15 protein-coding genes and 1 pseudogene are annotated in these 24,854 nt (G+C 69.3%); 8 read left to right on the forward strand and 8 right to left on the reverse strand.

What is annotated here, in order from left to right; genetic code table 11:
* Positions 1-340 precede the first annotated feature (340 nt).
* The 3 genes and pseudogenes from SLW56_RS14525 (at position 341) to SLW56_RS14535 (ending at position 2,248) form a co-directional block, all read left to right on the forward strand.
* Positions 341-1,414, forward strand: coding sequence for a 3-deoxy-7-phosphoheptulonate synthase (locus tag SLW56_RS14525; RefSeq protein ID WP_267082172.1), 1,074 nt, complete (start codon positions 341-343; stop codon positions 1,412-1,414).
* Between the two features lie 319 nt (positions 1,415-1,733).
* Positions 1,734-1,841, forward strand: a pseudogene (locus SLW56_RS14530) (LysR family transcriptional regulator); the annotation flags it as partial.
* 92 nt (positions 1,842-1,933) lie between these two features.
* Positions 1,934-2,248: a GIY-YIG nuclease family protein gene (locus SLW56_RS14535; protein ID WP_150409732.1), complete on the forward strand. Its 315-nt coding sequence runs from the start codon at positions 1,934-1,936 to the stop codon at positions 2,246-2,248.
* 506 nt (positions 2,249-2,754) lie between these two features.
* Here SLW56_RS14535 and SLW56_RS14540 read toward each other — a convergent pair.
* Positions 2,755-4,275 (reverse strand): acetyl-CoA hydrolase/transferase family protein, encoded by a 1,521-nt coding sequence (locus SLW56_RS14540; RefSeq protein WP_152236712.1) that lies wholly within the window; start codon positions 4,273-4,275, stop codon positions 2,755-2,757.
* A gap of 285 nt (positions 4,276-4,560) precedes the next feature.
* Between SLW56_RS14540 and SLW56_RS14545 the strand changes: the two genes are divergently transcribed.
* Positions 4,561-6,876: a hypothetical protein gene (locus SLW56_RS14545; protein WP_320695030.1), complete on the forward strand. Its 2,316-nt coding sequence runs from the start codon at positions 4,561-4,563 to the stop codon at positions 6,874-6,876.
* A gap of 278 nt (positions 6,877-7,154) precedes the next feature.
* On the opposite strand, the gene SLW56_RS14550 is transcribed toward SLW56_RS14545, so the two are convergent.
* Positions 7,155-8,033 (reverse strand): LysR substrate-binding domain-containing protein, encoded by an 879-nt coding sequence (locus SLW56_RS14550; RefSeq protein ID WP_152182046.1) that lies wholly within the window; start codon positions 8,031-8,033, stop codon positions 7,155-7,157.
* 164 nt (positions 8,034-8,197) lie between these two features.
* Between SLW56_RS14550 and SLW56_RS14555 the strand changes: the two genes are divergently transcribed.
* Complete coding sequence (locus SLW56_RS14555) at positions 8,198-9,742, forward strand: MFS transporter (RefSeq protein ID WP_267083849.1); 1,545 nt, start codon at positions 8,198-8,200, stop codon at positions 9,740-9,742.
* Positions 9,743-9,942: 200 nt separating this feature from the next.
* Here SLW56_RS14555 and proP read toward each other — a convergent pair whose 3' ends face one another.
* On the reverse strand, positions 9,943-11,424 hold the full coding sequence (gene proP, locus SLW56_RS14560; RefSeq protein WP_152182048.1) for a glycine betaine/L-proline transporter ProP: 1,482 nt from the start codon (positions 11,422-11,424) through the stop codon (positions 9,943-9,945).
* 657 nt (positions 11,425-12,081) lie between these two features.
* On the opposite strand from proP, the gene glnE reads away from it, so the two are divergent.
* The gene (gene glnE / locus SLW56_RS14565) at positions 12,082-14,922 is read left to right on the forward strand and encodes a bifunctional [glutamate--ammonia ligase]-adenylyl-L-tyrosine phosphorylase/[glutamate--ammonia-ligase] adenylyltransferase (RefSeq protein WP_320695031.1); all 2,841 of its coding nucleotides are present in this window, start codon (positions 12,082-12,084) and stop codon (positions 14,920-14,922) included.
* Between the two features lie 224 nt (positions 14,923-15,146).
* Here the strand turns inward: glnE and SLW56_RS14570 are convergent, their stop codons facing one another.
* The 4 genes from SLW56_RS14570 to SLW56_RS14585 form a co-directional block, all read right to left on the reverse strand.
* Positions 15,147-15,674, reverse strand: a complete 528-nt coding sequence (locus SLW56_RS14570) for a hypothetical protein (RefSeq protein ID WP_320695032.1) — start codon at positions 15,672-15,674, stop codon at positions 15,147-15,149.
* Positions 15,675-15,786: 112 nt separating this feature from the next.
* Positions 15,787-16,344, reverse strand: coding sequence for a queuosine precursor transporter (locus tag SLW56_RS14575; RefSeq protein ID WP_017914641.1), 558 nt, complete (start codon positions 16,342-16,344; stop codon positions 15,787-15,789).
* 671 nt (positions 16,345-17,015) lie between these two features.
* Positions 17,016-18,086, reverse strand: a complete 1,071-nt coding sequence (locus SLW56_RS14580) for a glycerophosphodiester phosphodiesterase (RefSeq protein WP_295935250.1) — start codon at positions 18,084-18,086, stop codon at positions 17,016-17,018.
* 80 nt (positions 18,087-18,166) lie between these two features.
* The gene (locus SLW56_RS14585; RefSeq protein ID WP_320695033.1) at positions 18,167-20,464 is read right to left on the reverse strand and encodes a TonB-dependent receptor; all 2,298 of its coding nucleotides are present in this window, start codon (positions 20,462-20,464) and stop codon (positions 18,167-18,169) included.
* A gap of 723 nt (positions 20,465-21,187) precedes the next feature.
* Between SLW56_RS14585 and SLW56_RS14590 the strand changes: the two genes are divergently transcribed.
* Positions 21,188-23,062, forward strand: coding sequence for a S53 family peptidase (locus SLW56_RS14590; RefSeq protein ID WP_267121492.1), 1,875 nt, complete (start codon positions 21,188-21,190; stop codon positions 23,060-23,062).
* Positions 23,063-23,135: 73 nt separating this feature from the next.
* On the opposite strand, the gene SLW56_RS14595 is transcribed toward SLW56_RS14590, so the two are convergent.
* Positions 23,136-24,107 carry a mitochondrial fission ELM1 family protein gene (locus SLW56_RS14595; RefSeq protein ID WP_267083845.1) on the reverse strand — a complete coding sequence of 324 codons (972 nt, stop codon included), beginning with the start codon at positions 24,105-24,107 and terminating at the stop codon, positions 23,136-23,138.
* Positions 24,108-24,233: 126 nt separating this feature from the next.
* Between SLW56_RS14595 and SLW56_RS14600 the strand changes: the two genes are divergently transcribed.
* Entirely contained in the window at positions 24,234-24,824 is a 591-nt protein-coding gene (locus SLW56_RS14600) for a malonic semialdehyde reductase (protein ID WP_017915369.1), read from the forward strand.
* Positions 24,825-24,854: the final 30 nt, after the last annotated feature.

The following is a 24,854-nucleotide window of genomic DNA, read 5'->3' on the forward strand; positions in this document are numbered from 1 at the left end:
GTCAAAGGCTCCTACGCGATGACGGCGACATCATGGCCCTACCGCCGCGTTGAACCGCTTTTCCGATTCCCCATTCCCGGTTCCCCTTTCCCGGCTCCACAAGTTGCCGATGCAACTGTGGCGCTGCCGCAAACCCTGTGCTATCACTACGTCCCATGAACGCTTCCTGCCGCAGCTTTTACTTTTGGTATTACGGTTTTCCGATGCCGCTGGCGGAGGAAGGATCGCGTTCACCCTGAAGGACACTTCAGCCGCAATCCCGAAAGCCGCCAGCGAACCTGGCGGCTTTTTTCATGCCGCCGGATCTGGCCCCCACCCAGCCCCCCGACGAGACACGCACATGGCCCCGCACACCGACGATCTGCGCATCCGCAAGATCGAACCGCTGACTCCGCCCTCCCAACTGCAGGCGCTGCTGCCCTGCGACGAAGAAGCCTCGCAGACCGTCGCCGCCGCGCGCGCGGCGCTGCACGAGATCCTGCACGGCCGCGACGACCGCCTGGCGGTGGTGATCGGTCCTTGCTCGATCCACGACCCGGTCGCGGCGATGGAGTACGCGCAGCGCCTGCGCCCGCTGCGCGAGACCTACGGCGATGCGCTGGAGATCGTGATGCGGGTGTACTTCGAAAAGCCGCGCACCACGGTCGGCTGGAAGGGCCTGATCAACGACCCCAACCTCGACGGCAGCTTCGACATCAATAAGGGCCTGCGCCTGGCGCGCGGCCTGCTGCGCGACATCAACCGCCTGGGTCTGCCGGCCGGCGTGGAGTTCCTCGACATCATCTCGCCGCAGTACATCGCCGACCTGGTGGCCTGGGGCGCGATCGGCGCGCGCACCACCGAGAGCCAGGTGCACCGCGAGATGGCCTCGGGCCTGTCGTGCCCGGTGGGCTTCAAGAACGGCACCAGCGGCGACGTCAAGATCGCGGTCGATGCGGTCGGCGCGGCCTCGCATCCGCATCATTTCCTGGCGGTGACCAAGGACGGGCAGACCGCGGTGGCGGCCACCGCCGGCAACCCGGACTGCCACGTGATCCTGCGCGGCGGCACCCAGCCCAACTACGACGCCGACAGCGTGGCCGCAGCGGCGCAGGTGCTGGAGAAGGCCGGCCTGCCGGCGCGACTGATGGTCGACGCCAGCCACGCCAACAGCGGCAAGAACCCGGACAACCAGCCCAAGGTGATCGAGGACATCGCCCGTCAGCTCGAGGCTGGGCAGACCCGCATCGTCGGCGCCATGGTCGAGAGCCACCTGCGCGGCGGCCGCCAGGACCTGGTCGCCGGCCAGCCGCTGGTCTACGGCCAGAGCATCACCGATGGCTGCATCGACTGGGACAGCTCGGTGCAGGTGCTCGAGCGGCTGGCGCAGGCGGTGCGCGCACGGCGCCAGGCGCGCGTGGCGCAGGCGGCCTGAGGGCGCTGTTGGGAGAAACGCACGCAGCCTGACCGGCTGCGTGCGTGGGGGCGGGGGAGGCCCGGAAGAGGGGCCGGACGCGCCGCCGAATGCGAAGGGAGAGAGCTTCGGTATCGACGGCTGCGTGCCGGTGATGACGTTATCCGCCCATCCGGTGACCACGGTATGCCGGTGTGTGGCAGCGGCTGGCAAGGTGTTGGCGGGGCGTTAAGACCGGTTGTCGCCGGTTCAGCGCGGCGGCGTGGAAGTGGCGCGATGGGATGTACAAGCCGCGCATTGAGGGGCCGGGGGCATAGCGGCGATCGCCTGCCGGACGCACCAGGCCCTGCTCGGCGCGACGCTGTTCCAGCGCCATGCGCGTGGGGTCAAGCTGACCGCCGAAGATCGACAACTGGCCGATGCCGCCAGCGCAGCGTTGGCCGACATCGGGGTCTGACCGATAGGTGCTGCCCGAGTCGCATGCGCGCATGTGCGGACGCCGCTGCTGGCGAAACCGGCCACCGTGTCGATAATGCCTGCATGGCCGCCGACTCGCCCTGGTTCCTGTACCTGCTCGAATGCCGCAACGGCAGCTACTACGCCGGCATCACCCCGGACCTGCAGGCACGCTTCCAGGCGCACCTGCGCGGCGCCGGTGCCAAGTACACCCGCGCCAACCCACCGGTGCGGCTGCTGGCAAGCCGTGCCTATCCCGACCGCGCCGCCGCCTCGCGCGCCGAGTACGTGCTCAAGCAGTTGCCGCGCGGCCGCAAGCTGGCGTTCCTGACCGCGCCCGAGACCGCATCTGGCGCCGACAACCTGCAAGCGACCACCGAATCCGCAGCGGTGTCGTAGGAGTGGCTTCAGCCGCGAGAAGCGTGACCCGTAACGCCCGTCGCGGCCGCAGCCGCTCCCGCGACGATGCCGCACATTCGCGCAGATTCTGGATGCGAGAGGGCTGCACTGTGGGAGGGACTTCAGTCCCGACGCGCTGTCCCGCAGTGCTCAGCGGCACTCCAGAATCATCGGCAGCCGTCGTAGGAGCGCCTTCAAGCGCGACCTCGGGAAAACGGGTTGCGGGTGGAAGCCGCTGCTACCAGGGCGCCGACCACCCGCGCAGATGTCGGGATGGCACAGGACCGCACTGTGGGAGGGACTTCAGTCCCGACGCGCGGTCCCGCAGTGCTCAGCGGCACTCCAGAATCATCGGCAGCCGTCGTAGGAGCGCCTTCAAGCGCGACCTCGGGAAAATGCGTCGCGGCTGAAGCCGCTGCTACAAGGGCGCCGACCACCCGCGCAGATGTCGGGATGGCAGGGCTGCAATGTAGGAAGGGCTGCATGCCCCGCTGCCGATCGGTGACTCAGCCGCCCGCGTGCATCGTCCCTGTATCCAACCAGCGCTGGTGCCAGGACAGCGCCTCGGGCAGCAGGTGCGGGGTGTGCTTGCCGTAGCTGGCGTGCAGGGCGCGGTCGAAATAGTCCTGCAACTGCGCGCGGTAGCTCGGGTCCACGCAGTGCGCGAGCAACTGTTGCGCGCGCTGCCGCGGCGGCAGGCCGCGCAGGTCGGCCAGGCCGTGCTCGGTGACGATGATCGAGACGTCGTGCTCGGTGTGGTCCACGTGGCTGACCATCGGCACGATCGAGGAGATGCTGCCGTGCTTCGCCGTGCTGGGGCTGAGGAAGATCGACAGGAAGCCGTTGCGCGCGAAGTCGCCGGAGCCGCCGATGCCGTTCATGATGCGGCTGCCCATCACGTGGGTGGAATTGACGTTGCCGTACAGGTCGGCCTCGATCATGCCGTTCATGCCGATGCAGCCCAGCCGCCGCACCAGTTCCGGATGGTTGGAGATCTCCTGCGTGCGCAGGATGATGCGCTCGCGGTAGAAGTCGATGTTGCGCTTGAACTCCTCGTTGGCCTCCGGGCTCAGCGCGAAGCCGGTGCACGAAGCGACCTTGAGCACGCCGCTGCGCAACAGGTCGAGCATGCCGTCCTGGATCACTTCGGTGAAGGCGCTGAGGTCGCGGAAGCCGCTGCTGGCCAGGCCGGCCAGCACCGCGTTGGGAATGTTGCCCACGCCGGACTGCAGCGGCAGCAGGTTCGGCGGCAGCCGGCCCTTGCCGACCTCGTGCTGGAAGAACGCGATCAGGTGCTCGGCGATGCGCTGGCTGGTGGCATCTGCGGGCGTGAACGGGCTGTTGCGGTCGGGGCCGTGGGTGCGCACCACCGCCACGATCTTGTCCGGGTCGCAGCGCAGCGACGGCTCGCCGATGCGGTCGTCGGCATGCAGCAGCGGGATCGGCTTGCGATGCGGCGGCAACGCGGTGCCGTAGTACACGTCGTGCATGCCGTCGATGCCGGCCGGCTGCCAGTCGTTGACCTCGACGATCACCTTCTTCGCCAGGTCCAGCCAGGTCTTGTTGTTGCCGACCGAGGTCGACGGAATCAGGCTGCCGTCCTCGCGGATGCCGGCCACTTCCACCACCGCGGTGTCGATCTGCCCATAGAAACCGAACCACACGTGCTGGGCGACGTGGCTGAGGTGGATGTCGATGTAGTCCAGGCTGCCGGCGTTGATGCGCTGGCGCGCGTCCGGGTCGGACTGGAACGGCATGCGCAGGGCGATGCCGTCGGCCTTGGCCAGGGCGCCGTCCAGCTCCGGCGCGGTGGAGGCGCCGGTCATCAGCTGGATCTTGAACGACTGGCCCTGCAGATGCGCCGCCTCGATGCGCTGCGCCAGCGCCATCGGCACCGCCTTGGGATAGCCGGAGCCGGTGAAGCCGCTCATCGCCACCGTCTCGCCGGGCTGGATCAACGCCGCCGCGGCCTCGGCGCTGACGATGCGTTCGCGCAGGCGGGGATGGAGGATACGTTCGGCGGACATGCGGCGACCATGGCGTGGGAAGGGGAGGGCAATTATCGCGGATCGGGCCGAGGCCCGCGTTGGGGTGTGTCCCCACTTTCTGCGCCTGTCGCGTGGCGGCGCATGCGGGCGCCACGGACGCAGCGATGAGGATGTACGCCACGGTGTGTGCGATGTGTGCGGCGCTTCGCGCGCCGGACCCTCACCCCAACCCCTCTCCCGGTGGGAGAGGGGCGCTGGTTTCTCCACTCTCCTTGTGGGGTCTGGTTTGCGATGGCAGGACGCAGCGCGCATGCAGCCGGTGCAATGGAGCGGCCTGGCGGCCCTGCGTGCACCGCCACGCAACGCCGGGTATGCGCCACCGTCGCTTTCACGCGTTCCACGCCGCGCCGCGGCGATAGTGCGGCGGTGCCGCTCTCCGCCCGCCCACTGACCGCCGTCCATGCTCGCTACCGGCGTCTGCCGCGCGGCTGGCGCCTGCTCCTGCGCGGCCTGCTGATCGCCTACCTGCTGTATCTGCTGGCCGGCAACGTGTTCCTCAACACGCCGCTGTTCGACCTGGCCACCAACCGCAAGCCGGAGAAGTTCCGCATGCACACCGGGCCGGCCGTCACCGTGCTGCCCGGCTTCATCACCGCCTGGAACGTGCGCATGCGCGGCCACGTGCAGCGCAACGTCTGGCAGGTGCGCGCCGACCGCGCCAGCGCGCGCATCGCGTTGCTGCCGCTGCTGCATCGCGAAGTGCGCCTGCCGTGGATGGAGGCGGTGAACGTGATCGGCGAGATGGACCGCGTCGAGGAGATGATCCCGCCACCACCGCCCAGCGACCAGGGCTGGACCCTGCGCTTCGACGCGATCCACAGCGGCACGCTGCGCCGCGCCCGCTTCGGCGATTTTGCGGTCGAGGGCAAGGGCCACGGCACCGTCGGTTTCCTCAAGCAGTTGCGTGGCGGCCCGTCGGAACTGTTCCGCTCGCAGATCGTGTTCGAGGATGCCAGCGTGCGCTACGGCAAGCGCCAGATCGCCGACCAGGCCACGCTGGACGCGCGCTTCTCGTTCCCGCGCCACTACCGCGCGCAGGCGCCGGGGCTGCGCAAGCTGGGCATCACCGACCTGGCGCTGCGCATGCATGGCCGCAGCGTGGCCCTGCGCATCGACACCGCCGGCGACACCACCAAACTCAGTACCGAACCCGGCCTGGGCCACGTGCAGGCCGATCTGCACCTGCTGCGCGGCGCGCTGCAGCCCGGCAGTGCGCTCAACTGGCGGGTGCCGCTGCATGCCGGCGTGGGCGCCACCGATCGCGGCGTGCTGACGCTGCTGCTGGACGTGGAAGGCGAGGACATCCGCGCGCGTGCGCGCCTGCCCGGCCAGGTCGATCCGCGCAGCATGCTCGATGCCGACCTGCGCATCGCCGGGCGCCAGGTGCCGTTCGACGACCCGGCGGCGTTGCTGCCGCGCACCTCCGGCCGCGTGCAGGGACGCTGGCATTTCGAATCGTTGAACTGGATCAGCGACCTGCTGGTGCGCAAGCCGTGGTTCCAGCTCGATGGCGGCGGCGACGTCGCCGCCGATCTGCAGTTGCGGCAGGGCGCGCTGCAGCCCGGCAGCCGTCTCGACGTACCCGACGTGCAGGCGGTGGCGGAGATCATGCGCGTGCGGCTGAGCGGCAAGGCGCAGGCGGCCGGGCGCATCGTCGGCAGCGCCGAACAGCCGCGCACGCAACTGGACGTGCGCATGCGCCGCTTCGCGCTGGCGCCGCTGGACGCGCCCAATGCCAGCTTCGTCGAAGGCGAGAACCTGCAACTGGACTTGCAGGGCGACGGCGCGCTGGCCACCTTGCGCGACTCGTTGCAGGCGCGGCTGCGCTTCGCCGATGCGCGCGTGCCGGACCTGCGCGCCTACAACCGCTACCTGCCGGCGGCGCAGGTGCGTGTGCTCGGCGGCGATGGCCGGCTCAGCGGCGATCTGCAGCTGGATGCGTCCGGCCAGGTCGGCCAGGGCACCGTGCGCGTGCTCGGCCGCCAGGCGCGGCTGCAGACCGCGGGCCTGGAACTGGCCGGCGATCTCGACCTGGACGCGCGGCTGCGGCGCGCCGAGCTGCAGGACAAGCGCTTCGATCTCAGCGGCAGCACCCTGCGCCTGCAGGGCGTGCGCTACGGCACCCAGCCCAGGCAGGGCGACTGGTGGGCGACGCTGCGCATTCCGCAGGGCCGCATCGCTGCGGCGGCGCCGGTGCAGGCCGATGCGCAGGTGCAGATGCAGATGCGCGACGCCGGCCCGGTGCTGGCGGTGTTCGCGCAGCACAGCGATGCGCCGGCGTGGTTGCTGAAGCTGGCCGACGCCGGGCAACTGCAGGCCAGCGGACAACTGCGCTGGCGCAAGGATGCACTGTGGCTGGATCGGGTCGCTGCAGAAAACGAACGCGTGGCCTTGCGCGCTCGCCTGCGCGTCGGCGATGCCGGCACGCAGGGCGATCTGTATGCGCGCTGGGGCGTGCTCGGCGTGGGCGTGGCGCTGCGCGGCGAACAGCGGCAATGGCATCTGCTCGGCGCGCGCGAGTGGTACGACAAGCAGCCGGCCTGGCTGCCGGAGGCCCCGGCACCGGCGGCATCGCCTTAGCGCGACAGAGATCGCGTTGGGCGTGCTTCGCTGGCTGCGGGTGGATGCGCTGTGCGCCGCGCCACGCCGGCATGCGAAAGCATGCAACGCGCGTATCCCCGCTTTATCTATTCCCCATTCCCGTCTCCCCATTCCCGCCCACGCAGAATGTACTGCCCGGTATCGTTTTGCAGTGCAGCGTGCAATGTCCAAAAAAAGCGCCCAAGATCGCCCTGCATCCCGACGTGGGGGAGGGAGCAAAGCCCGCTGGCAGTTCGCTGCAAGCGGGCTTTTTTATTTCAGTCGGCGGGCATCGCGTCGCTGCCGGAAAGTGCCTCGGGTGATTGCGACAGTTGTTGCGCTAGCGCCTCCGCTGCCGGCGTTCGGTTGGCCTCGCTCCACAGCAGCCGGAAGCTGGCGTGCGGCAACGGCGGCAATCCAAAGCGCTCGTCCAAGGCGACCATTCCCGCTTCCAGATCTTCCTGGGGCAGGGCGGTGATGGCCAGGCCGGCCTTCACGGCGGCACGCAGTCCCTGCTGACTTGGCGAGGTGAATGCCACTCGCCAGGCGAGATCGGCGCGCTCCAGTGCAGCGGTTCCCACCTGCCGGTGCAGGCAGGGCTTGGGTGCAAAAGCGAGCGGGACTGGCGCATTCGCGGCCGGCGCGAACGCTGGCGCGGCCGCCCACACGAAGCGGGTCCGGCGCAGCAGGGGCGTTGTCGGGTCGTCCTCCAGTGCGAGTGTCACCGCCAGGTCGAGGGAGCCCGCAACGATCTGCTCGTGCAGCGCGGCATAGGTATCCACCGTCACGTCCAGCCGCACCGCCGGAAACATCCGTGCGAACCGCGCCAGCATCGGCGGAAGGCGATCGCCGACGTAGCTTTCGGGGGCACCGAAACGCACCGTGCCGGACACCGGAGAACGCCGGAAACGCCGTGCGAGCGCGTCATGCGCCTGCAGCACCTGCGTCGCATGGCGAAGAAAGTCTTCGCCGTCTTCGGTCAGGCTCACCCGGCGGGTTGTGCGATTCAGCAGTGCCGTGCCGGCCTGCGCTTCCAGTTTGCGAATGTGATGGCTGATGGCCGACTGGGTGAGGTGCAGCCGTTCGCCTGCGCGCGTGAAGCCGCCAGTCTCGTTCACCGCAACGAAGGTGCGTAACAGATCCGGATCGTAGTCCATGCGATTCAGTCCATTTTTTAATTAATTCAAGAAAATTAAATCATTTCCATCATCCATTGTGTGCTCGCAGACTGGAAGTCAGCCGCTCCCAAGCCCGAATCGACCCGCCGTGCACCGGTCGGTCCGCTCGGCGCCGCGGGCGGATGTCCCTCTAGGAAAAGCCCATGACGCACCTTCCTTCCGCGCGCAGGAACACCCTCACGCTGGCGGCCGCCTGCCTGGCTTCGCTGATGTTCGGTCTGGAGATCTCCAGCGTGCCGGTGATCCTTCCCCTCCTCGAAGCGGCGCTGCATGGCAGCTTCCGCGATCTGCAGTGGATCATGAATGCCTACACCATCGCCTGCACCACCGTGCTGATGGCGACGGGCACGCTGGCCGACCGCTACGGGCGCAAGCGGATCTTCCTGATCTGCGTGTTCCTGTTCGGCGTGACCTCCTTGGTATGCGGCCTGGCAGGGAGCACGGAGCTGCTGATCGCTGGTCGCTTCCTTCAGGGGATGGCCGGGGGCGCCATGCTGGTGTGCCAGTTCGCCGTGCTCTCGCAGCAATTCGCAGACGCGACGGCCCGTGCCAAGGCGTTTGGGATCTGGGGGATCGTCTTCGGCATCGGCCTGGGTTTCGGCCCGATCATCGGTGCCGGCATCGTCGCGTTGTGGAGTTGGGAATGGGTTTTCCTTGTGCACGTTCCCATTTCCGCGATCGCCCTGGGACTGGCGCTTGTCGGTGTCGAGGAGTCGCGCGATCCGCAGCGGCGCCGTTTGGACGTCGCCGGGATCGTCTCGCTGTCGGTCGCGGTGCTCGCCTTGGCGTGGTTCATCACGCAAGGGCCGGTAGCCGGCTTTGGCAGCGTTTCGTCGCTGGCGAGTCTGATCATCGCCAGCGGCAGCTGCGTCGCGTTCGTTGTGGCGGAGCGCCGCGCCGACGCGCCCATGTTCGACTTCTCGGTGTTCCGCATCCGCGACTTTTCCGGCGCCCTGTTGGGCTCGATGGGCATGAACTTCAGCTTCTGGCCGCTCATGATCTATCTGCCGCTGCTGTTCCAGCATGGGCTGGGCTACGGCAACGTGGCCACCGGACTTTCGCTGCTGGCTTACACCTTGCCGACCCTGGTGCTGCCGCCGTTGGGCGAGCGGCTGGCGCTGCGCTACCGCGCGCATACCGTGATTCCTGCCGGTCTGTTTGCGATCGGAGCCGGCTTCTTGCTGATGGCGTGGGGCAGCGGCACGGTGCGGGCCAGTTGGTTGACGATGCTCCCCGGGTGCCTACTGGCCGGTACCGGGTTGGGGATCGTCAACACCCCGGTGACCAATACCATCACCGCGTCGGTCTGCGTCGCGCGTACCGGCATGGCCTCCGGCATGGACACCAGTGCGCGCCTGATCAGCCTTGCGATCAATATCGCGGTCATGGGATTCATCCTGGTGGAGGGCGTGTTGTCCTTTCTCCGCCGGACGCTGCCGACGGTCGACGTCACGTTGCTGCGGGGGCTGGCTGAGCGGCTTTCCGGCGGAACCGCACACGCGGCGGGGCAGGGCCTCTCCACGCCGACGGTTCCGCCCGACGTCGCGGCGGCAGCCATGATCCACGGCATGCAATGGGTGATGTTGTATGGCGGCATCAGTGTCTGGACCTTCGCGCTCTGCAGCGTGATCGTGTTCGGCAGGCGTGGCGCCGAACATCGGTCTGCCGTGTCGAAAGAGGTCGCCTGATGGACGCGCGACCGAGGCGAAGGCGCTCGGCCGGTTGCCCATGACGGAAGCGCCGCATCGTGCGCTGCGCCCGAAGCCCGGGCGCGGGGACGTGGATTGTCCGCGACGGCGCGTGCACATGCGCCGCCGGCAGCGCCGCTGCGCCTCGACTGCCGCGAACCGTCGTCGAAGCGGGGTGCGCGGCGCCGGTTGCGTGTGCGTCAGGTCGGCATGGCCTGCGACGGCGGTTCCGGCGACGGTGGCAGTTCCGGCCGGGTCGGATCCACGGTCAGCGGCTCGTCGCTGCGCAGCAGCGCATGCGCTTCGGCTTCGCTGGCCACCGCCGGCGGCGAACCGCGCAGCGGCAGGCCGGCGGTTTCGCGCACGAAGGCCATGGTCGCGATGCCGACCACCGCCGCCCCCATCAGGTAGTACGCCGGCACCAGCGGATCGCCGGTGCGCTCGACCAGCCACGCGGTGACCAGCGGCGTGGTGCCGCCGAACAGCGACACCGACACGTTGAAGGCGATCGACAGCGCGCTGTAGCGCACCGGGGTGTAGAACAGCGCCGGCAAGGTCGACGGCATCGAGCTGGTGAAGCATACCAGCGCCACGCCCAGCAGCATCAGGCCGAGGAAGATCAGCCAGTCGTTGCCGGTGCCGACCAGCCGCAGGCACGGCACCGCCAGCACCAGCAGCGCGATGCAGGCGCCGATCACCATCGGCTTGCGGCCCAGGCGATCGCTGAACAATCCGCCGAGCACGTTGAGCGGCATCATCACCAGCATCACGATGATGATCAGCAGCAGGCCCTTGCTCTCGGCATAGCCCATGGTGACGCTGAGATAGCTGGGCATGTAGGTCAGCAGCATGTAGTCGGTGACGTTGAACACCAGCACCAGGCCCACGCACTTGAGCAACTGTGGCCAGTGGATGCGGAACAGTGCGCCCAGGCCGGGCGCGTCGTGCTCGCGCTTTTCGGCTTCCTCGGCATAGGCCTGGAATGCCGGGGTTTCCTCCAGCTTCATGCGCATGTACAGGCCGAGCAGGCCCAGCGGGCCGGCGATCAGGAACGGCACGCGCCAGCCCCAGTCGTGCATCTGCGCATCGCTCAACGCAAAGTGCAGCGCGGTCACCGTGGCGGCGCCGGCGATGTAGCCGCCCAACGTGCCGAACTCCAGCCAGCTGCTCATGAAGCCGCGGTTGCGATCGGTGGAGTACTCGGCGATGAAGGTCGCCGCGCCGCCGTATTCGCCGCCGGTGGAAAAGCCCTGCACCAGCCGCGCCACCAGCAACAGGATCGGCGCCCAGATGCCGATGCGCGCGTAGGAGGGGATCAGGCCGATCGAGAACGTGCCCAGCGCCATCAGGATCATGGTCGCGGCCAGCACCTTCTGCCGGCCGTAGCGATCGCCCAGCGGGCCGAACACCAGCCCGCCCAGCGGGCGCACCAGGAACGCGACGGTGAAGGTCGCGAACGTGGCGATCAGCTGCGCGGTCGGGTTGGTGCTGGGGAAGAACACGTGGCCCAGGGTCACGGCCAGGTAGCCGTACACGCCGAAGTCGAACCATTCCATCGCGTTGCCCAGCGCCGCCGCGCCGACCGCCCGCTTGAGCATGGGTTTGTCGACGACGGTGACTTCTTCCACCTGCAGTTGGCGGCGGCGCTTGAACCATCCGAAATGGGCGTGGAACTCCGACATGTCTTCTCCTGTCCTGGAACGGTGAGGTGATGACCCCCGGCCCGCACGCGTCAGGCAAGCAAGACGGAACGACAGGGCGCCACGGGCGCCGCACTGGTCTGCGGGGGCGATCCCGGACGGCCGCGTCAACACCACGGCGCTGCAGGATCGAAGAACGGAGCGGGCGGCGCAGGGCGCACAGGGGCTCCGTCGAGACGGCCATGATACACCATCGTCGTGACGGGGCTGGCGACAAGGTCTGCGAAACGTTGCGAAAAGTGCTGAAAAGCTGCGTTCTGCGTGGATTTTGGAGCTGTGCGGGAATGGCCTCCGTCGTAACGTGCGACGGTGGAACGGCCTTTCGGCGCCGGATGGGCCGTCGGGTCGGGACTGAAGTCCCTCCCACAGTGCATTGCTGCACCGTGGGGTTGCCGAGAATGTGGGTGCTTCACCTGTGGGAGCGGCTTCAGCCGCGACGCGCGGTGGTGGGAGATCCAGCAAGCGTCGGACACGTCGGAATGAAGTTCCTCGTATGCAGCGCAGACAGCTCCGCCCTGGCTGGGGCCGATGCTGCAATCACGACGCTTCCCTTGCGCTCGCCGTGTCCGACGGCGCGCGTTTGATTGCATCCACGCCGCGGTCCTGTCCGCGGTCGTCGCGGGATGCCATCATCGGCCGATGGCTTCTGCTCCCTTCGCCGTTCCCGCCACCCTGCAGCCCACCCTCGAACGCAGCCTGGCACGCCTGCGCCAGGCCGTGGCCGCGCAGCCGTGGCCGTCTCATCCCGGTTTCGAGGACGCGCTGGCGCGCGCGCTGCTGGCCAGCGATTTCCTGCTCGACACGCTGTGCCGGCAGCCGTCGCTGCTCGCGCACCTGGCGCAGCCGGACCCGCCGTCCTTGCCGCTGCCGCAACTGGATCCGGCGCAGCCGGCGGCGTGGCCGGCGCAGCTGCGCCGCTACCGTGCGGCCGCCTCGGCGCGGCTGGTGTGGCGCGACGTGCTGGGCCTGGACGAGGTCGATGCGACCCTGGCCGGCAGCACGCAGTTGGCCGAGGACTGCCTGGCACTGGCGCTGCAGGCGCTGGAAGGCGAGTTCGCCGCGCGCCATGGCGTGGTGCGTGCCGCCGACGGCAGCGTGCAGCGGTTGGTGGTGTTCGGCCTGGGCAAGCTCGGCGGCGGCGAGCTGAATTTCTCCTCCGACGTGGATCTGGTCTACGCCTATCCGCAGGGCGGCGAGTCCGACGGCGCGCGGGCGCTGGCCGCCGAGGAATACTTCGCGCGGCTCGGCCAGCGCCTGGCGCGGCTGCTCGACGAGACCACCGCGGACGGCTTCGCGCACCGCGTGGATCTGCGTCTGCGCCCGTTCGGCACGGCCGGCCGGGTGGCATTGTCGTTCGCCGGCATGGACCAGTATTTCCAGCGCGAAGGCCGCGACTGGGAGCGCTACGCCTGGCTGAAGGCGCGCGCGGTGGCCGGCGACATCGCCGCCGGCGAGGAATGGCTGCAGGCGCTGCGCCCGTTCGTGTACCGGCGCTATCTCGACTACACCGCGCTGGACGGCCTGCGCGAGATGAAGGCGGCGATCACCGCCGAAGTGGCGCGCCACGACCGCCTGGACGACATCAAGCGCGGCGCCGGCGGCATCCGCGAGATCGAGTTCCTGGTGCAGTCGCTGCAATTGATCCGCGGCGGTCGCGAAGCGGCCTTGCGCGAGCGCCGCCTGTTGCCGGCGCTGCGCGCGCTGGTCGCCGCCGGCCAGGTCGCGGCCGAGGACGGCGCCGCGCTGGCGCAGGCGTATCGCTTCCTGCGCCGCGTGGAGAACCGCCTGCAGATGCTGCGCGATGCGCAGACCCACGCGCTGCCGGAGGATCCGCTGGACCGCGCGCGCATCGCCTTCGGCCTTGGCCATGCCGACTGGGCCGCGCTGCACGCAGCGCTGCAGGTGCAGCGCGACCGCGTCGCCGCCGAGTTCGCCGAACTGCTGGCGCCGCGTGAGCGCGCGCTGGCGCCCGATGCGCTGGCCGACTACTGGCGCGGCCTGCCCGACGCTGGCCAGGTGCAGGTGCTGCGCGAGGCTGGTTTTGCAGACCCTGACGGCGCCGACCAGGCCTTGCGCGGTTTCGTGCAGTCGCTGGGCGTGCGCACGCTCTCCGATGCCGCGCGTGCGCGCCTGGATCGGGTGCTGCCAGCGCTGCTGCATGCCGCGGCGCGCTCGGCGCAGGCCGATGCCGCCCTGCACCGCGTGCTCGGCCTGCTGCAGGCGATCCTGCGCCGGGCCAGCTACCTGGCCCTGCTCGACGAACAACCCAGCGCGCTGGCGCGGCTGGTCGACGTGCTGGCGCGCAGCGCCTTCCTGTCCGAACGGCTGGCCGCGCATCCGCTGCTGCTGGACGAACTGCTCGACAGCCGCGTGGACGGCGCGATGCCGGACCAGGCGGCGATGCAGCGGCTGTGCGATGCCGCGGTCGCCACCGCTGGCGACGATCCGGAAGCGGCCTTGCGCGGCCTCAACGAAGCGCGCCAGGCGCTGAGTTTCCGCATCGCCCTGGCCACGCTGGACCGGCGCCAGCCCGCGCTCGACAGCGCTCGCCAACTGGCGCAGCTGGCCGAGGCGGTGGTCGTAACGGTGCTGCGCCTGGCGCGTGCCGATCTGGTCGCCGCGCACGGCGAGGTGCCTGGCGGCAGTTTCGCCATCGTCGGTTACGGCAGCCTCGGTGGTGTGGAACTGGGCATCGGCTCGGACCTGGACCTGGTGTTCCTGTACGACCATCCGCCGGGCGTCGAAGCGTCGGCCGGGCCGCGGCCGCTGGAGAGCGGGCGCTGGTTCGCGCGGCTGGCGCAGAAGGTGATCGCCCTGCTCGGCGCGGTCACCGGTGGCGGCCGCCTGTACGACATCGACGTGCGCCTGCGCCCGGACGGCGGCAAGGGCGCGCTGGTGTCGTCGCTGGCCAGCTACCGCGAGTATCAGCGCGAGCGCGCCTGGACCTGGGAACACCAGGCGCTGGTGCGCGCGCGCGGCGTGGCGGGCGATGCGCCGCTGCTGCAGCAGTTCGAGCAGGTGCGCGCGCAGACCCTGGCGCGCCCGCGCGAGGCCGCGTCCCTGCGCGAGGAAGTGCGCAAGATGCGTGCGCGCATGCGCGCCGAACTCGACCGCAGCGATGCCGCGCGCTTCGACCTCAAGCAGGGTGCCGGCGGCCTGGTCGACCTGGAATTCCTGGTGCAGGCCGGCGTGCTGCTCGGCGCCGCGCAGCAGCCGGCACTGTTGTTGCCGCGCGACACCCCGGCGCTGCTCGATGCGCTGGCGCACAGCGGCTGGCTGTCGCCTTCCATCGCTGCCAGCCTGCATGCCGCCCACGCCGCACTGGTGGAGGCCGGCCTGGCCTGCACGCTGGACCGGCGACCGCGCCTGACCGCGCCCACGGTCGAGATCGCCGCGGCGCGTGCGGCGATTCGCGCTGCCGCGGTCGCGCTGGAGCTGGTGTTCGTCGATGGCCGTGCGGACGGCGACGCGGCGCGCTAGCGCGATCCTTGTTGGCAGCGCATGCGCGCACGCATGGTGTCGGTGGCGACATGCTTCTCCGGCAACGCCGCGTCTCGCCGAGTCGCGGCGGAAAGCGCGCCGTCGGCGCTGGCTGCAATCGGCCGGAGGGCCTGGGCTCGCCGCCGTGATGCCACCGCAAACACGCCGCCTTGGTCGTGGCGATCGGCGCCGGCATGCCGTTCCGCGCCGCGGTGGCGCGATTGCTACACGCTGACGTATTGAGACTGGAACCAGACCGCGTCGGGATCAGTGTCCACCACCTGGTCGGGATCCACGCCGAACAGCGCCTGGTAGGCGCGCTTCCACAGGCCGGCGCGGCCGGCGCACAGGTCGTGCCACAGCGCATGGAAGGTCACTGACTCGAACACCCGCACCACGTCCACGACCTGCTCGAGGTAGGCCTGGAACAGGTAAACCCGCTCGCCGGCCACCAGGATGTTGACGTTGTGGATCAACTGCGACGGATCGCCCAGCAGCACGATGTTGACGAAGTCGCCATCGGCGAAGGTCGGCAACGCCGCGTCCGCCAGGTACGGCGTGGTGCGCAAGGGCCGGTCGCGGCGCAGCAGCACCATTTCCAGCATCAGCGGGGCGAAGGTATTGCAGGACCATTCCGGGCAGGACACCGCGGGCGTGGTCAGCGTGGGCAGCGCCGTACCGGCAGGCTGCAGTTGCGCCAGGGTGGCGTTGAGCGCGCTCAGCGCGAGGGCGGGGGTGACGTCGTGCGGCATGGGTGTGGTCTCGTCGCAGGCGCGGCGCACGGGACGTGCGCCGCCGATGGCCTGTTCAACGTCTGCCGCGGCCGCTTGTGAAGCCGCGCTTGCGCGAAGCGCGGCGCAGCCGTCAGCGTGTCGGCGCCATCCGCCACAGCAGCGCGCGGAACGGCGCCAGCAGGCACACGCCGATGCCCAGCTTCACCGCCAGGTCGCCGGCGGCCCAGCTCAGCCACGGCAGCGCCGAGCCGGCGAAGGCGATCGACCAGAAGATCGTGGTGTCCAGCGTCGCGCTGCAGGTGGTAGCGACGATCGGCGCGCGCCACCAGCGCCCGCGGCGCAGTCGGTCGAACACGGTGATGTCCAGCAGTTGCGCGGCGATGAAGGCCAGGCACGAGGCCGCGGCGATGCGCGGGGTGGCGATCCAGATCGACAGAAGCACCGCCAGTGCGAACCCGCACCAGGCCACCCGCCGCGCCGCGCGCGGGCCGAAGCGGCGGTTGATCAGGTTGCTGACCAGGAACGCCAGCGGATAGCTGAAGGCGCCCCAGGTCAACCAGTCGTTGATCGGGAACTGCACCAGCACGTTCGACAGCAGCACCACCGCGCCCATCGCCAGCACGGACAGCAGCAGCGCGCGCGGCGTCAGCGCGGCGAAAGTGGGCGAGGGAGCGGCAACAGATGGCACGGCGATCGGGGCAGGGGCGGCGGGCGCGCATTATCGCGGCCCGGACGTGCGATCACCAATGCCGGGCATGTGGACGATCTCAACGCCCCCGTGCGGCGTAGGAGTGGCTTCAGCCGCGACAGGGCGTATCCCGATCTCGCGTGGTCGCGGCTGAAGCCGCTCCTATCGTGGCAAACCCCACGATGGGAACCGCTATTGCGATTCTCCAATTCCAACTTCGCCGCACCGGCACTGCCGGGAGGCTGCACTGTGGGAGGGACTTCAGTCCCGACCCGATGGCGCATCCGCTGCGCACAGTGCGCCCCGATCTCCACGCGTCGCGGCTGAAGCCGCTCCTGCAAATGGAACTCCGCGCTGGGGAACGCTTTTGTAATTCCCCAATCCCCAATCCCAGCTTCACCGCACCGGCACTGCCGGGAGGCTGCACTGTGGGAGGGACTTCAGTCCCGACCCGATGGCGCATCCGCTTCGCAAAGTGCGCCCCGATCTCCACGCGTTGCGGCTGAACCCGCTCCTACAAATGGAACTCCGCGCTGGGGAACGCTGTTGCGATTCCCCATTCCCTATTCCCTATTCCCGGCTCTACCGCGGCTGAAGCCGCTCCTACAAATGGAACTGCGCGCCGGGAACCGCTTTTGCGATTCCCCATTCCCCATTCCCCATTCTCGGCTTCACCGCGGCAGCGCCGTCCCATCCACCGCCGCGCGGCCCACCGCCGGGTCGTCGGTGAAGAAGCCATCGATGCCGGCGTCGATCAGCGCGCGCATTTCCTTCATGCTGCCGGCGGCATTCACCGCAGCCGGGCCGCGCGCGTCCTGCAACTGCTTGGGCAGGAAATAGTTTTCCGGCCGGAAGGTGTACGGAATCACCTGCAGGCCCGCCGCATGCGCATCGGCCACGAACGAGGTGGGCGGAGCCAGGGCGCCGTCGGCACTCACCGGCACGATCGCGCGCAGGTTGGGGCTGACCAGCTGCGCATACTTGGCGATCGCGCGCAGGCCCTGCGCGCTGCCCATCTGCGCGTAGGTCGGGCCGTCGCGCAACTGGTCGCCTGGGCGCTCCTTGGGATCGCCCAGCAACTGCACCAGGCGTACGTTCGGATGGGTGCTGCCCAACTTGCCGTGCAGGTATTCCAGGTTGCCGATCTCGAACGACTGGATCACCACCGGCGCCTTGCGCGTGTAGGCATGCGCATCGAGCGTGGCCACCAGCTTGTCCTCCATCGCCAGGCCGAGCCCGCGGAAGTAGGTGCCGTGCTTGATCTCGGGAATCAGCCCGATCGGCCGCCCGCGCGTGGCCGACTCGGCCGCGGTGAAGTCGATGATCTCGTCCATGGTCGGCACCTGGAACTGCCCGTCGAAGGCGGTGCCGCGCAGTTGCGGCAGGCGCTCGCGCGCGCGCAGGGTCTTCAGCTCGGCCAGGGTGAAGTCTTCGGTGAACCAGCCTTCCACGCGCTGTCCGTCGATCTGCTTGACGGTCTTGCGCGCGGCGAACTCCGGGTGCGCGGCCACGTCGGTGGTGCCGCCGATCTCGTTCTCGTGGCGCGCCACCAGCACGCCGTCCTTGGTCGAGACCAGGTCCGGCTCGATGAAGTCGGCGCCGTCGGCGATGGCCTTGGCGTAGGACGCCAGGGTGTGCTCGGGACGCAGCGCGCTGGCGCCGCGGTGGCCGATCACCAGCGGCTTGTGCTCGCCCGGGGCGGCGGCCGGTACGGCCGCCGCGGTGGTCGCCAACACGGCCATCGCGCATCCCAACAACCAGGAGGTGGATCGGATCATCGCATGCGTTCCGGTTCGGGGGCGGGCGGACAGGATGGACGCGCTCAGAAGCGCGCGTCCAGGGTCAGGAACGCCTGCCGCGGCGCGCTGGCGTGGAAGGCCAGCGAGCGGCCGTTCGGGTCGCTGTTGCTGAAGGCGGTGAGGTTGGAGGCGTAGCGCTTGTCGGTGAGGTTGGTGACGTTCAACGACAGCTTCAGGTCCCGCAGGAACGACACCGCCCCGAAATCGTAGCCGGCGCCGGCATCGAAGGAGGTGTAGCCGCCGAAGCCCTGGTCGTTGGTGTAGGTGTAGTAGCGCTGGCCGGTGTACTTGCCGCGCAGGTTGGCGTTCCAACCGTTCCAGGTCCAGCTGAGTTCGCTGGCGAACATGCGCTTGGGCGTGTCCACGGTGGACTTGCCGGCGGTGGGGATGACCGCGCCGTTCTGCACGTAGTTGTCGTCGTAGGTGGAGCGGTTGATCGAGGCCGAGTTGTACCACTGCAGGTGCGCGGTCGGCTTCCAGATGAAGGTCAGCTCGCCGCCGCGGCTGCTCACCGAGCCCACGTTGAAGAAGCGCGTGGTGCACGCCGGGCTGGTGCCCTGCTGGATGCTCGGGCACGGGTTGAGCGACAGCAGGCGGTTGTCGAAGGTGACGTCGTAGCCGACCAGCGAGGCCTCGAACTGGTCGCGCACCAGGCGGTAGCCGGCTTCGAAGGTCTTGGACTTCTCCGGCTGCAGCGCGCCGACGCTGGCGTCGAACGAAGCCTGCGTCACCAGCAGCGGGCCGCCGGCGCCGCCGCCCTGGAACGCGGCGATGTTCTCGGCGTAGGAGGCGAACACTTCCTGGCCCTCGGCCAGGCGGTAGCTCAGGCCGGCCTGCGGCAGCAGCGCCTTGCTGGCCTTCAGCTCGCCGTTGGCCACCGGCGACTCCACCGCGATCCCCGGCGTCTCGCGCGCGGTCATGGTGGTGTGCGGGCTCTTGGCGCCGATGTCCAGGGTCAGGCGCTCGTCGAGCAGCTTGAAGGTGCCCTGCACATAGGCCTGCTTGGTGGTGATGACGTAGTCCTGCGAGAACAGCCGGCGGTTCGGGTTGCTGAGGAAGATGTCGTCGTCGATCGGGCCGTCGATCCAGTAGAAGTTGCGCTCCACGTGGTGCTTGTTGCGCTCGTACCACACGCCCGCTTCCAGGTGGTGCGGGCCGATGTCCCAGCCCAGCGAAGCGATGCCGCCGGTGCGGTTGATGGTGTAGTTGGTGCTGCGGATCGAGATCGGCAGCGCCTGCGGGGTGCCCGGGTAGGACGGCTGGCCCGGCGACCACCAGTGGCCCTGGCCTTCGTTCTCGTGATGGTAGACCTGGGTGTGCACGCTCACCGCATCGGACGGCTGGAAGTCGCCGGCCAGGTAGTACAGGTCGTCGTTGCGCAGCGCGCGGCTCTGGTAATAGGCGTCGTCGATGTTGTCCACGCCGCCGCTGTAGCCGCAGCGGCTGGGGTTGCGCGTGGCCGGCGCGCAATAGGCCGCGGCCAGTGCGCGCTGCCAGTCCGGCGCATACAGGTTCCAGTCCCAGCCGAGGCCACGGTGCAGACCGCTCTTGGACAGGTAGGCGTAGTCGGCCTGCGAGGTGCGCGAGGTGTCGACGAACGCGGTGATCTTGCCGCCCTCGAACTGGTACACGCCCTTGCCGTTGAACTGCGCGGTGTGGGTCGGCGAACCCGGGGGGGCCCACATGTCGGCGTCGGCATAGATGCCGGACAGGTAGGCGGAGAAGCCGTTGTGCTCGCCGGTATCCAGGCGCAGGTAGGTGCGGCGGTTGCTGTCCGAGCCCACGGTCTGCGCCAGGCGCACGCCCACCTCGGTGGACGGATCGTCGGAGTAGTACTGCACCGTACCGCCGAGATTGCTGGTGGAGGCCGTGCCCAGGCTGCCGATGCCCGAGGCCAGTTCCACGCCGCCGAAGTTCTCGGCGATCAGCGCGCGGCTGATGTTCAGGCCGTTGTAGTTGCCGTAGGCGTTGTCGCCCAGCGGCAGGCCGTCGAGGGTGTAGCCCAGGCGCACGCCGTTGAAGCCGCGCAGACTGATGGTCTGCGATTCCTCGTTGGCGCCGAAGGCGTCGTTGGACTGCACGTTGACGCCGGGAATGCGGTTGAGCAGCTTCTGGATGCTGGTGCCCGGCGGTAGCACCGCCACGTCCTGGGTGGTGATGCGCTGCACCTGGCGGGTTTCGCCCTGGCCGATCACCGACACCGCATCGAGTTGCTGCACGTCGGCCGCGGCGCCATCGGCGGTGGGTTCTGCGGCAGTGGCGGCGAAAGGCGACAACAGGGTGGCGAGGATCGCCGTGCTCAGCAGGGAATGGAGAGGCATGCGCGAGGGGAATTCGTAAAGGAAGTGCGCACACGATGCGACAGCGACGTTGCAGGTTGGCGTCATCGGCGTTGCGGTTGTCATGCAGCGGTCCTGCGGCATGGCCTTCGTGTCGCCGCCGCCGGGCGCGCGATGACTGCAGGCGCGCCATCGTGCGACACCGCGGAAGAAGCGGCGTGGCAAGCGCGTGTCGACATCAATGCGATACAGAGTGTCGCCGATTGCCATGCATGACGAGTGGTGAACACATGTAGGCGTGTGTGTCGGAAACCCAGCGAAACATGCTGTTTCCAAAGTCGAAAACGGCGTCGTCCGTCAAAGTTTTGTAGTGCGCTCCTCCTCAATGATCACGCCTCGCCCAAGCCCGACGACGTGCCGATGCGTGCAGACATGAGCAGGAAGCACAGTGCCCTCGCGTCGCTCGGAGCGTCGTTCGCGTGCGCTGTTGGGTCCTCGCCTCGACAGGTCTGCGCGCGCCGTACCCTCACCCCAACCCCTCTCCCGATGGGAGAGGGGCTCAGTGTCTCCCTTCTCCCATCGGGAGAAGGTGCCCCGCAGGGGCGGATGAGAGTAGGGGCGCAGCCTCGCAGCAACGCACCACGCACGCGCTGCGCGCGCCGCACCCTCACTCCAACCTCTCTCCCGAGGGAAGAGGGGCAATCGATTTCCCACAGCGAGGCCGCCACGGCCTCGTCCACTCGCTCTACCCCCGGAGAGACGCCCATGCTTGATCGCATCCGCCGTCGGCCCTTGCTGGCTGCCGTGTTGTCCGCTTCCCTGCTGTGCGCGCTCGGCACCGCCAATGCCGTGCCCGACGCCTCCATCGCGGCGATGACCGCAACGCTGCGCGCCGCGCCGGTCAACTTCGACGTGCACTTGCCGTTGCGCGATCAGGCCGGCCTGGACGCGTTGCTGGCCGATATCCAGGATCCGGTCTCCCCGCAGTATCACCATTGGCTGACGCCGGCCGAATTCCAGCGCCGCTTCGCACCGGCGCCGGCACAGGTCGCGCAGGTGCGTGCCGCGCTGCAGGCCGCGCACATGAACGTCACCGAGCAGGGCAACACCCTGCATGTCAGTGCGAGCGCGAACAACGTCGAGCGCTTGTTCGCGGTGCCGCTGACCGCCGAGGTCCAGCAGGGCAGCCAGGCCCACCTCGCCGCCGCCGCGCCCTTGCAGTTGCCCGCCGTACTGCGCGACAGCGGTGCGACCGTGACCGGCCTGACCCGTGGTGCGCCGCCGATGCACGTCAACTGGCAGCGCGCGGCCACCAAGAATCCCGCCAACCGCTACGGCGCCGGCGGTACCACCTACTGGTACAACGATCTCAAGCAGGCCTACGGCTACCCGTCCTACCAGGCCACCACCGGCGCGGCCGGGCAGCAGCGCCGGCTCGACGGCACCGGCAGCACCATCGCCATCCTGATCAGCAGCGACGTGCTGGATTCGGACATCAAGGCGATGTTCGACCACGAAAACTTCAGCCGCTACGCCGCCAACCACGCCGATCCCACCCTGTACGCGCGCCACTACGTGGCCGGCGCCAAGCCCGGCCTGCAGGACGGCAACGACGCCGCAGGCGGCGAGGCCGCGCTCGACGTGCAGATGGCGCTCGGCGGCGCGCCGGGTGCGCACGTGCTGCTGTACGTGATCCCGGACCTGAGCGACGCCTCGGTGCTGGCCGGCTACCGGCAGATCGTGCAGGACAACCAGGCCGACGTGGTCAGTTCCTCGTTCGGCGTCTGCGAGCTGTACTACACCGCGGCCTACAACGGCGGCAAGGATTTCACCTCGCTGCTGCGCCCCTACGATGCGGTGTTCAAGCAGGGCAACGCGCAGGGCATCACCTTCGTCGCCTCCAGCGGCGACAACGCCGGCCTGGACTGCGCGGATACGCAGTACGCGGTCGACCACAAGGACGGCCACTTCGTCGCCGGCGTCGAACACCCCGCAGCCAGCCCGCACGTGACCGCGGTCGGCGGCGGCAACCTGCTCACTGCGTACAAGAAGGGCAGCCTGGAATCCGGCTACAAGAGCGAAAGCGCCTACGGCGATCCGCTGGAGACCGCGGACTACTACGGCGTCGGCGCGAACCTGGCCGGCGGCTACTGGGGCGCCGGCGGCGGCGTCAGCACCCTGTTCCAGCGTCCGGCCTATCAGTTGCGTGCACTCGGCGGGACGCGCACGTCCATGCGCGCGCTGCCGGACATCGGCATGCTGGTCGGCGGCTGCCCGGGGATTGCGACGCAGCCGTGCCGTGAGGGCGACAGCTCGGTGGCCACCTACTTCAAGGGCGGCATCTCGGCGGTGATCGGCACCAGCGTCGCCGCGCCGGAATTCGCCAGCGCGGTCGCGCTGCTGGTGGAGAAGCAGGGCCGCCAGGGCAATCTCAACGATTACCTGTACCGCCTGGCCGCCAATGGGCCGGAGGCGCTGCATCGCGGCATCCCCGGCTACAACGGCGTGGTCGACAACAACCAGCCGATCAAGGGCAAGTACAACTACACGGTCGGCGTGGGCACGCCGGTGGTGCGGCTGCTGATCGGCGCGCTGGATGCGGCGCCGGCCGGCGTGCCGCGTTCGCCGAGCAACCCCTGACATAGCGTGATGTGACGCGTTGGGCCCGGTTGCCGTGTCGGTGTCGTGGCAGCGACGCCGGCACGGCGGCCGATCAGGCCAGCGCCAGGCGGTCGCGGATCAGCGCGGCCACCCGCGCGGTTTCGCGCAGCGGTGCGATGCCGGCGGCGTACGCGTCGCCGGGATCTTGCGCCGGAAGTAGGCGTCCACGCGCCTGCAAAGCACGATGGAAATCCAGGGCGCGGCCACGCGCCGTCTCCGGCATCAGTACCTGCACCGGCACGCGCGTGGCGCAGGCTTCGGATAGCAGGTTCACCGAGTCCGGCGTGCACACGAGACGCTCGGCCCAGCCGAGCAGGCCGGCATAGGGATTGGCGCCGTCGTCCGCGCCGCACCACACCATGCCCGGCACGTCGGCAAACGTGCGGCGCAAGGCCGCGGCCACCGCAGGCGGCGTGCGCCGCGATGCGCTGGCGAGGAGGCTGCCGCCGTGCGCGCGCAACTGTGCGGCGATGTCGGCGAAGGCGGCCTGTGCCTGTGCTGCGCTCCACGGCGCCAGCCCGGAGGGGCCGCCCACCAACAGTCCGACACGCGGCGAGGGCAGCGCGCCCAGCGCAGGAAACGCGGCGCGTCCTGCCGCCAGCCAGGCATCGTCGATCGGATGCAGGCTGCCGAGCAGGGTCAGCACATTGGGGCCGCGCAGGCGATCGTGTTCCGGCACCACCACGATGTCCCAGTGCTGCGGATCCAGCCGCGGATCCAGGATTTGCACCACCCGGCTGCCGCGTGCGCGCAGCAACCGCGTCGCCAGCGCCGCCTGACGGCCGCAGCCCACTGCCAGCGGAGGCGGCTGCCGCAATGCTGCGGCGAACGTCGTGCCGTACGCATGCCGCGCGCCGGGCAGCCAGCGCGGCGCCAACCAGCGCCACGGCATGTGCGGATGCAACACCTGCGCCTGGATCGGTACCGCGGCCGGAAGCGCCAACGCGGCGGCCAGTGCCTCGGCCTGGCGGGCGTTGCCGGCGCGGCCATCGCTAATCGCCCAGGTCGCGTCCGATCGTTTCACGTTTGGTAGTAATCCGTTGCATCGCGGCCGGGTGTTGCGACAATCGTGCCACTCTACACTGGCCGCCTCGCATCGGGACGGCCCCACCGGCCTCCTGGCGCTTCCCTCGATCAAGGAACTTCCTCCATGTCCGACGCCTTGCACGACGCCGCCCTCGACCAGTTGTTCCGCACCGCGCGCACCCAGAACGCGTTCCTGGACAAGCCGGTCGCCGAAGACACCCTGCGTGCCCTCTACGACCTGGTGAAGTGGGGCCCGACCGCGGCCAACGGCAGCCCGGCACGCTTCGTCTTCGTCACCTCGCCGCAGGCCAAGGAAAAGCTCAAGCCGGCGCTGTCCGAGGGCAACCTGGCCAAGACCCTGGCCGCGCCGGTCACGGTGATCGTGGCCCACGACGAGGACTTCCACGAGAAGCTGCCGTATCTGTTCCCGCACACCGATGCCAAGAGCTGGTTCGACGGCCCGCGCGAAGGCCGCAGCGAAGGCGCGTTCCGCAACGGCTCGCTGCAGGGCGCCTACCTGATCCTGGCCGCGCGTGCGCTGGGCCTGGATGCCGGTCCCATGTCCGGCTTCGACAACGCCAAGGTCGATGCCGCGTTCTTCGCAGGCACTGCGATCAAATCCAACTTCCTGGTCAACCTCGGCTACGGCGACCCCAGCGGCCTGTTCCCGCGCCTGCCGCGGCTGAGTTTCGACGAGGCCGCGCGCATCGAGTGAGCGCGCGGGTTCCGCTTTCGTGTCCCACCG

Source organism: Xanthomonas sp. LF07-6, assembly GCF_034105445.1.
Taxonomy (GTDB): Bacteria; Pseudomonadota; Gammaproteobacteria; order Xanthomonadales; family Xanthomonadaceae; genus Xanthomonas_A; species Xanthomonas_A sontii.

Coding starts and splice junctions, on each gene's coding strand:
- SLW56_RS14590 (WP_267121492.1), top strand. CDS start 21,188: ATGCTTGATCGCATCCGCCGTCGGCCCTTGCTGGCTGCCGTGTTGTCC.
- SLW56_RS14535 (WP_150409732.1), top strand. CDS start 1,934: ATGGCCGCCGACTCGCCCTGGTTCCTGTACCTGCTCGAATGCCGCAAC.
- proP (WP_152182048.1), bottom strand. CDS start 11,424: ATGTCGGAGTTCCACGCCCATTTCGGATGGTTCAAGCGCCGCCGCCAA.
- SLW56_RS14550 (WP_152182046.1), bottom strand. CDS start 8,033: ATGGACTACGATCCGGATCTGTTACGCACCTTCGTTGCGGTGAACGAG.
- SLW56_RS14540 (WP_152236712.1), bottom strand. CDS start 4,275: ATGTCCGCCGAACGTATCCTCCATCCCCGCCTGCGCGAACGCATCGTC.
- SLW56_RS14585 (WP_320695033.1), bottom strand. CDS start 20,464: ATGCCTCTCCATTCCCTGCTGAGCACGGCGATCCTCGCCACCCTGTTG.
- SLW56_RS14570 (WP_320695032.1), bottom strand. CDS start 15,674: ATGCCGCACGACGTCACCCCCGCCCTCGCGCTGAGCGCGCTCAACGCC.
- SLW56_RS14555 (WP_267083849.1), top strand. CDS start 8,198: ATGACGCACCTTCCTTCCGCGCGCAGGAACACCCTCACGCTGGCGGCC.
- SLW56_RS14580 (WP_295935250.1), bottom strand. CDS start 18,086: ATGGCCGTGTTGGCGACCACCGCGGCGGCCGTACCGGCCGCCGCCCCG.
- SLW56_RS14600 (WP_017915369.1), top strand. CDS start 24,234: ATGTCCGACGCCTTGCACGACGCCGCCCTCGACCAGTTGTTCCGCACC.
- SLW56_RS14525 (WP_267082172.1), top strand. CDS start 341: ATGGCCCCGCACACCGACGATCTGCGCATCCGCAAGATCGAACCGCTG.
- glnE (WP_320695031.1), top strand. CDS start 12,082: ATGGCTTCTGCTCCCTTCGCCGTTCCCGCCACCCTGCAGCCCACCCTC.
- SLW56_RS14545 (WP_320695030.1), top strand. CDS start 4,561: ATGGAGCGGCCTGGCGGCCCTGCGTGCACCGCCACGCAACGCCGGGTA.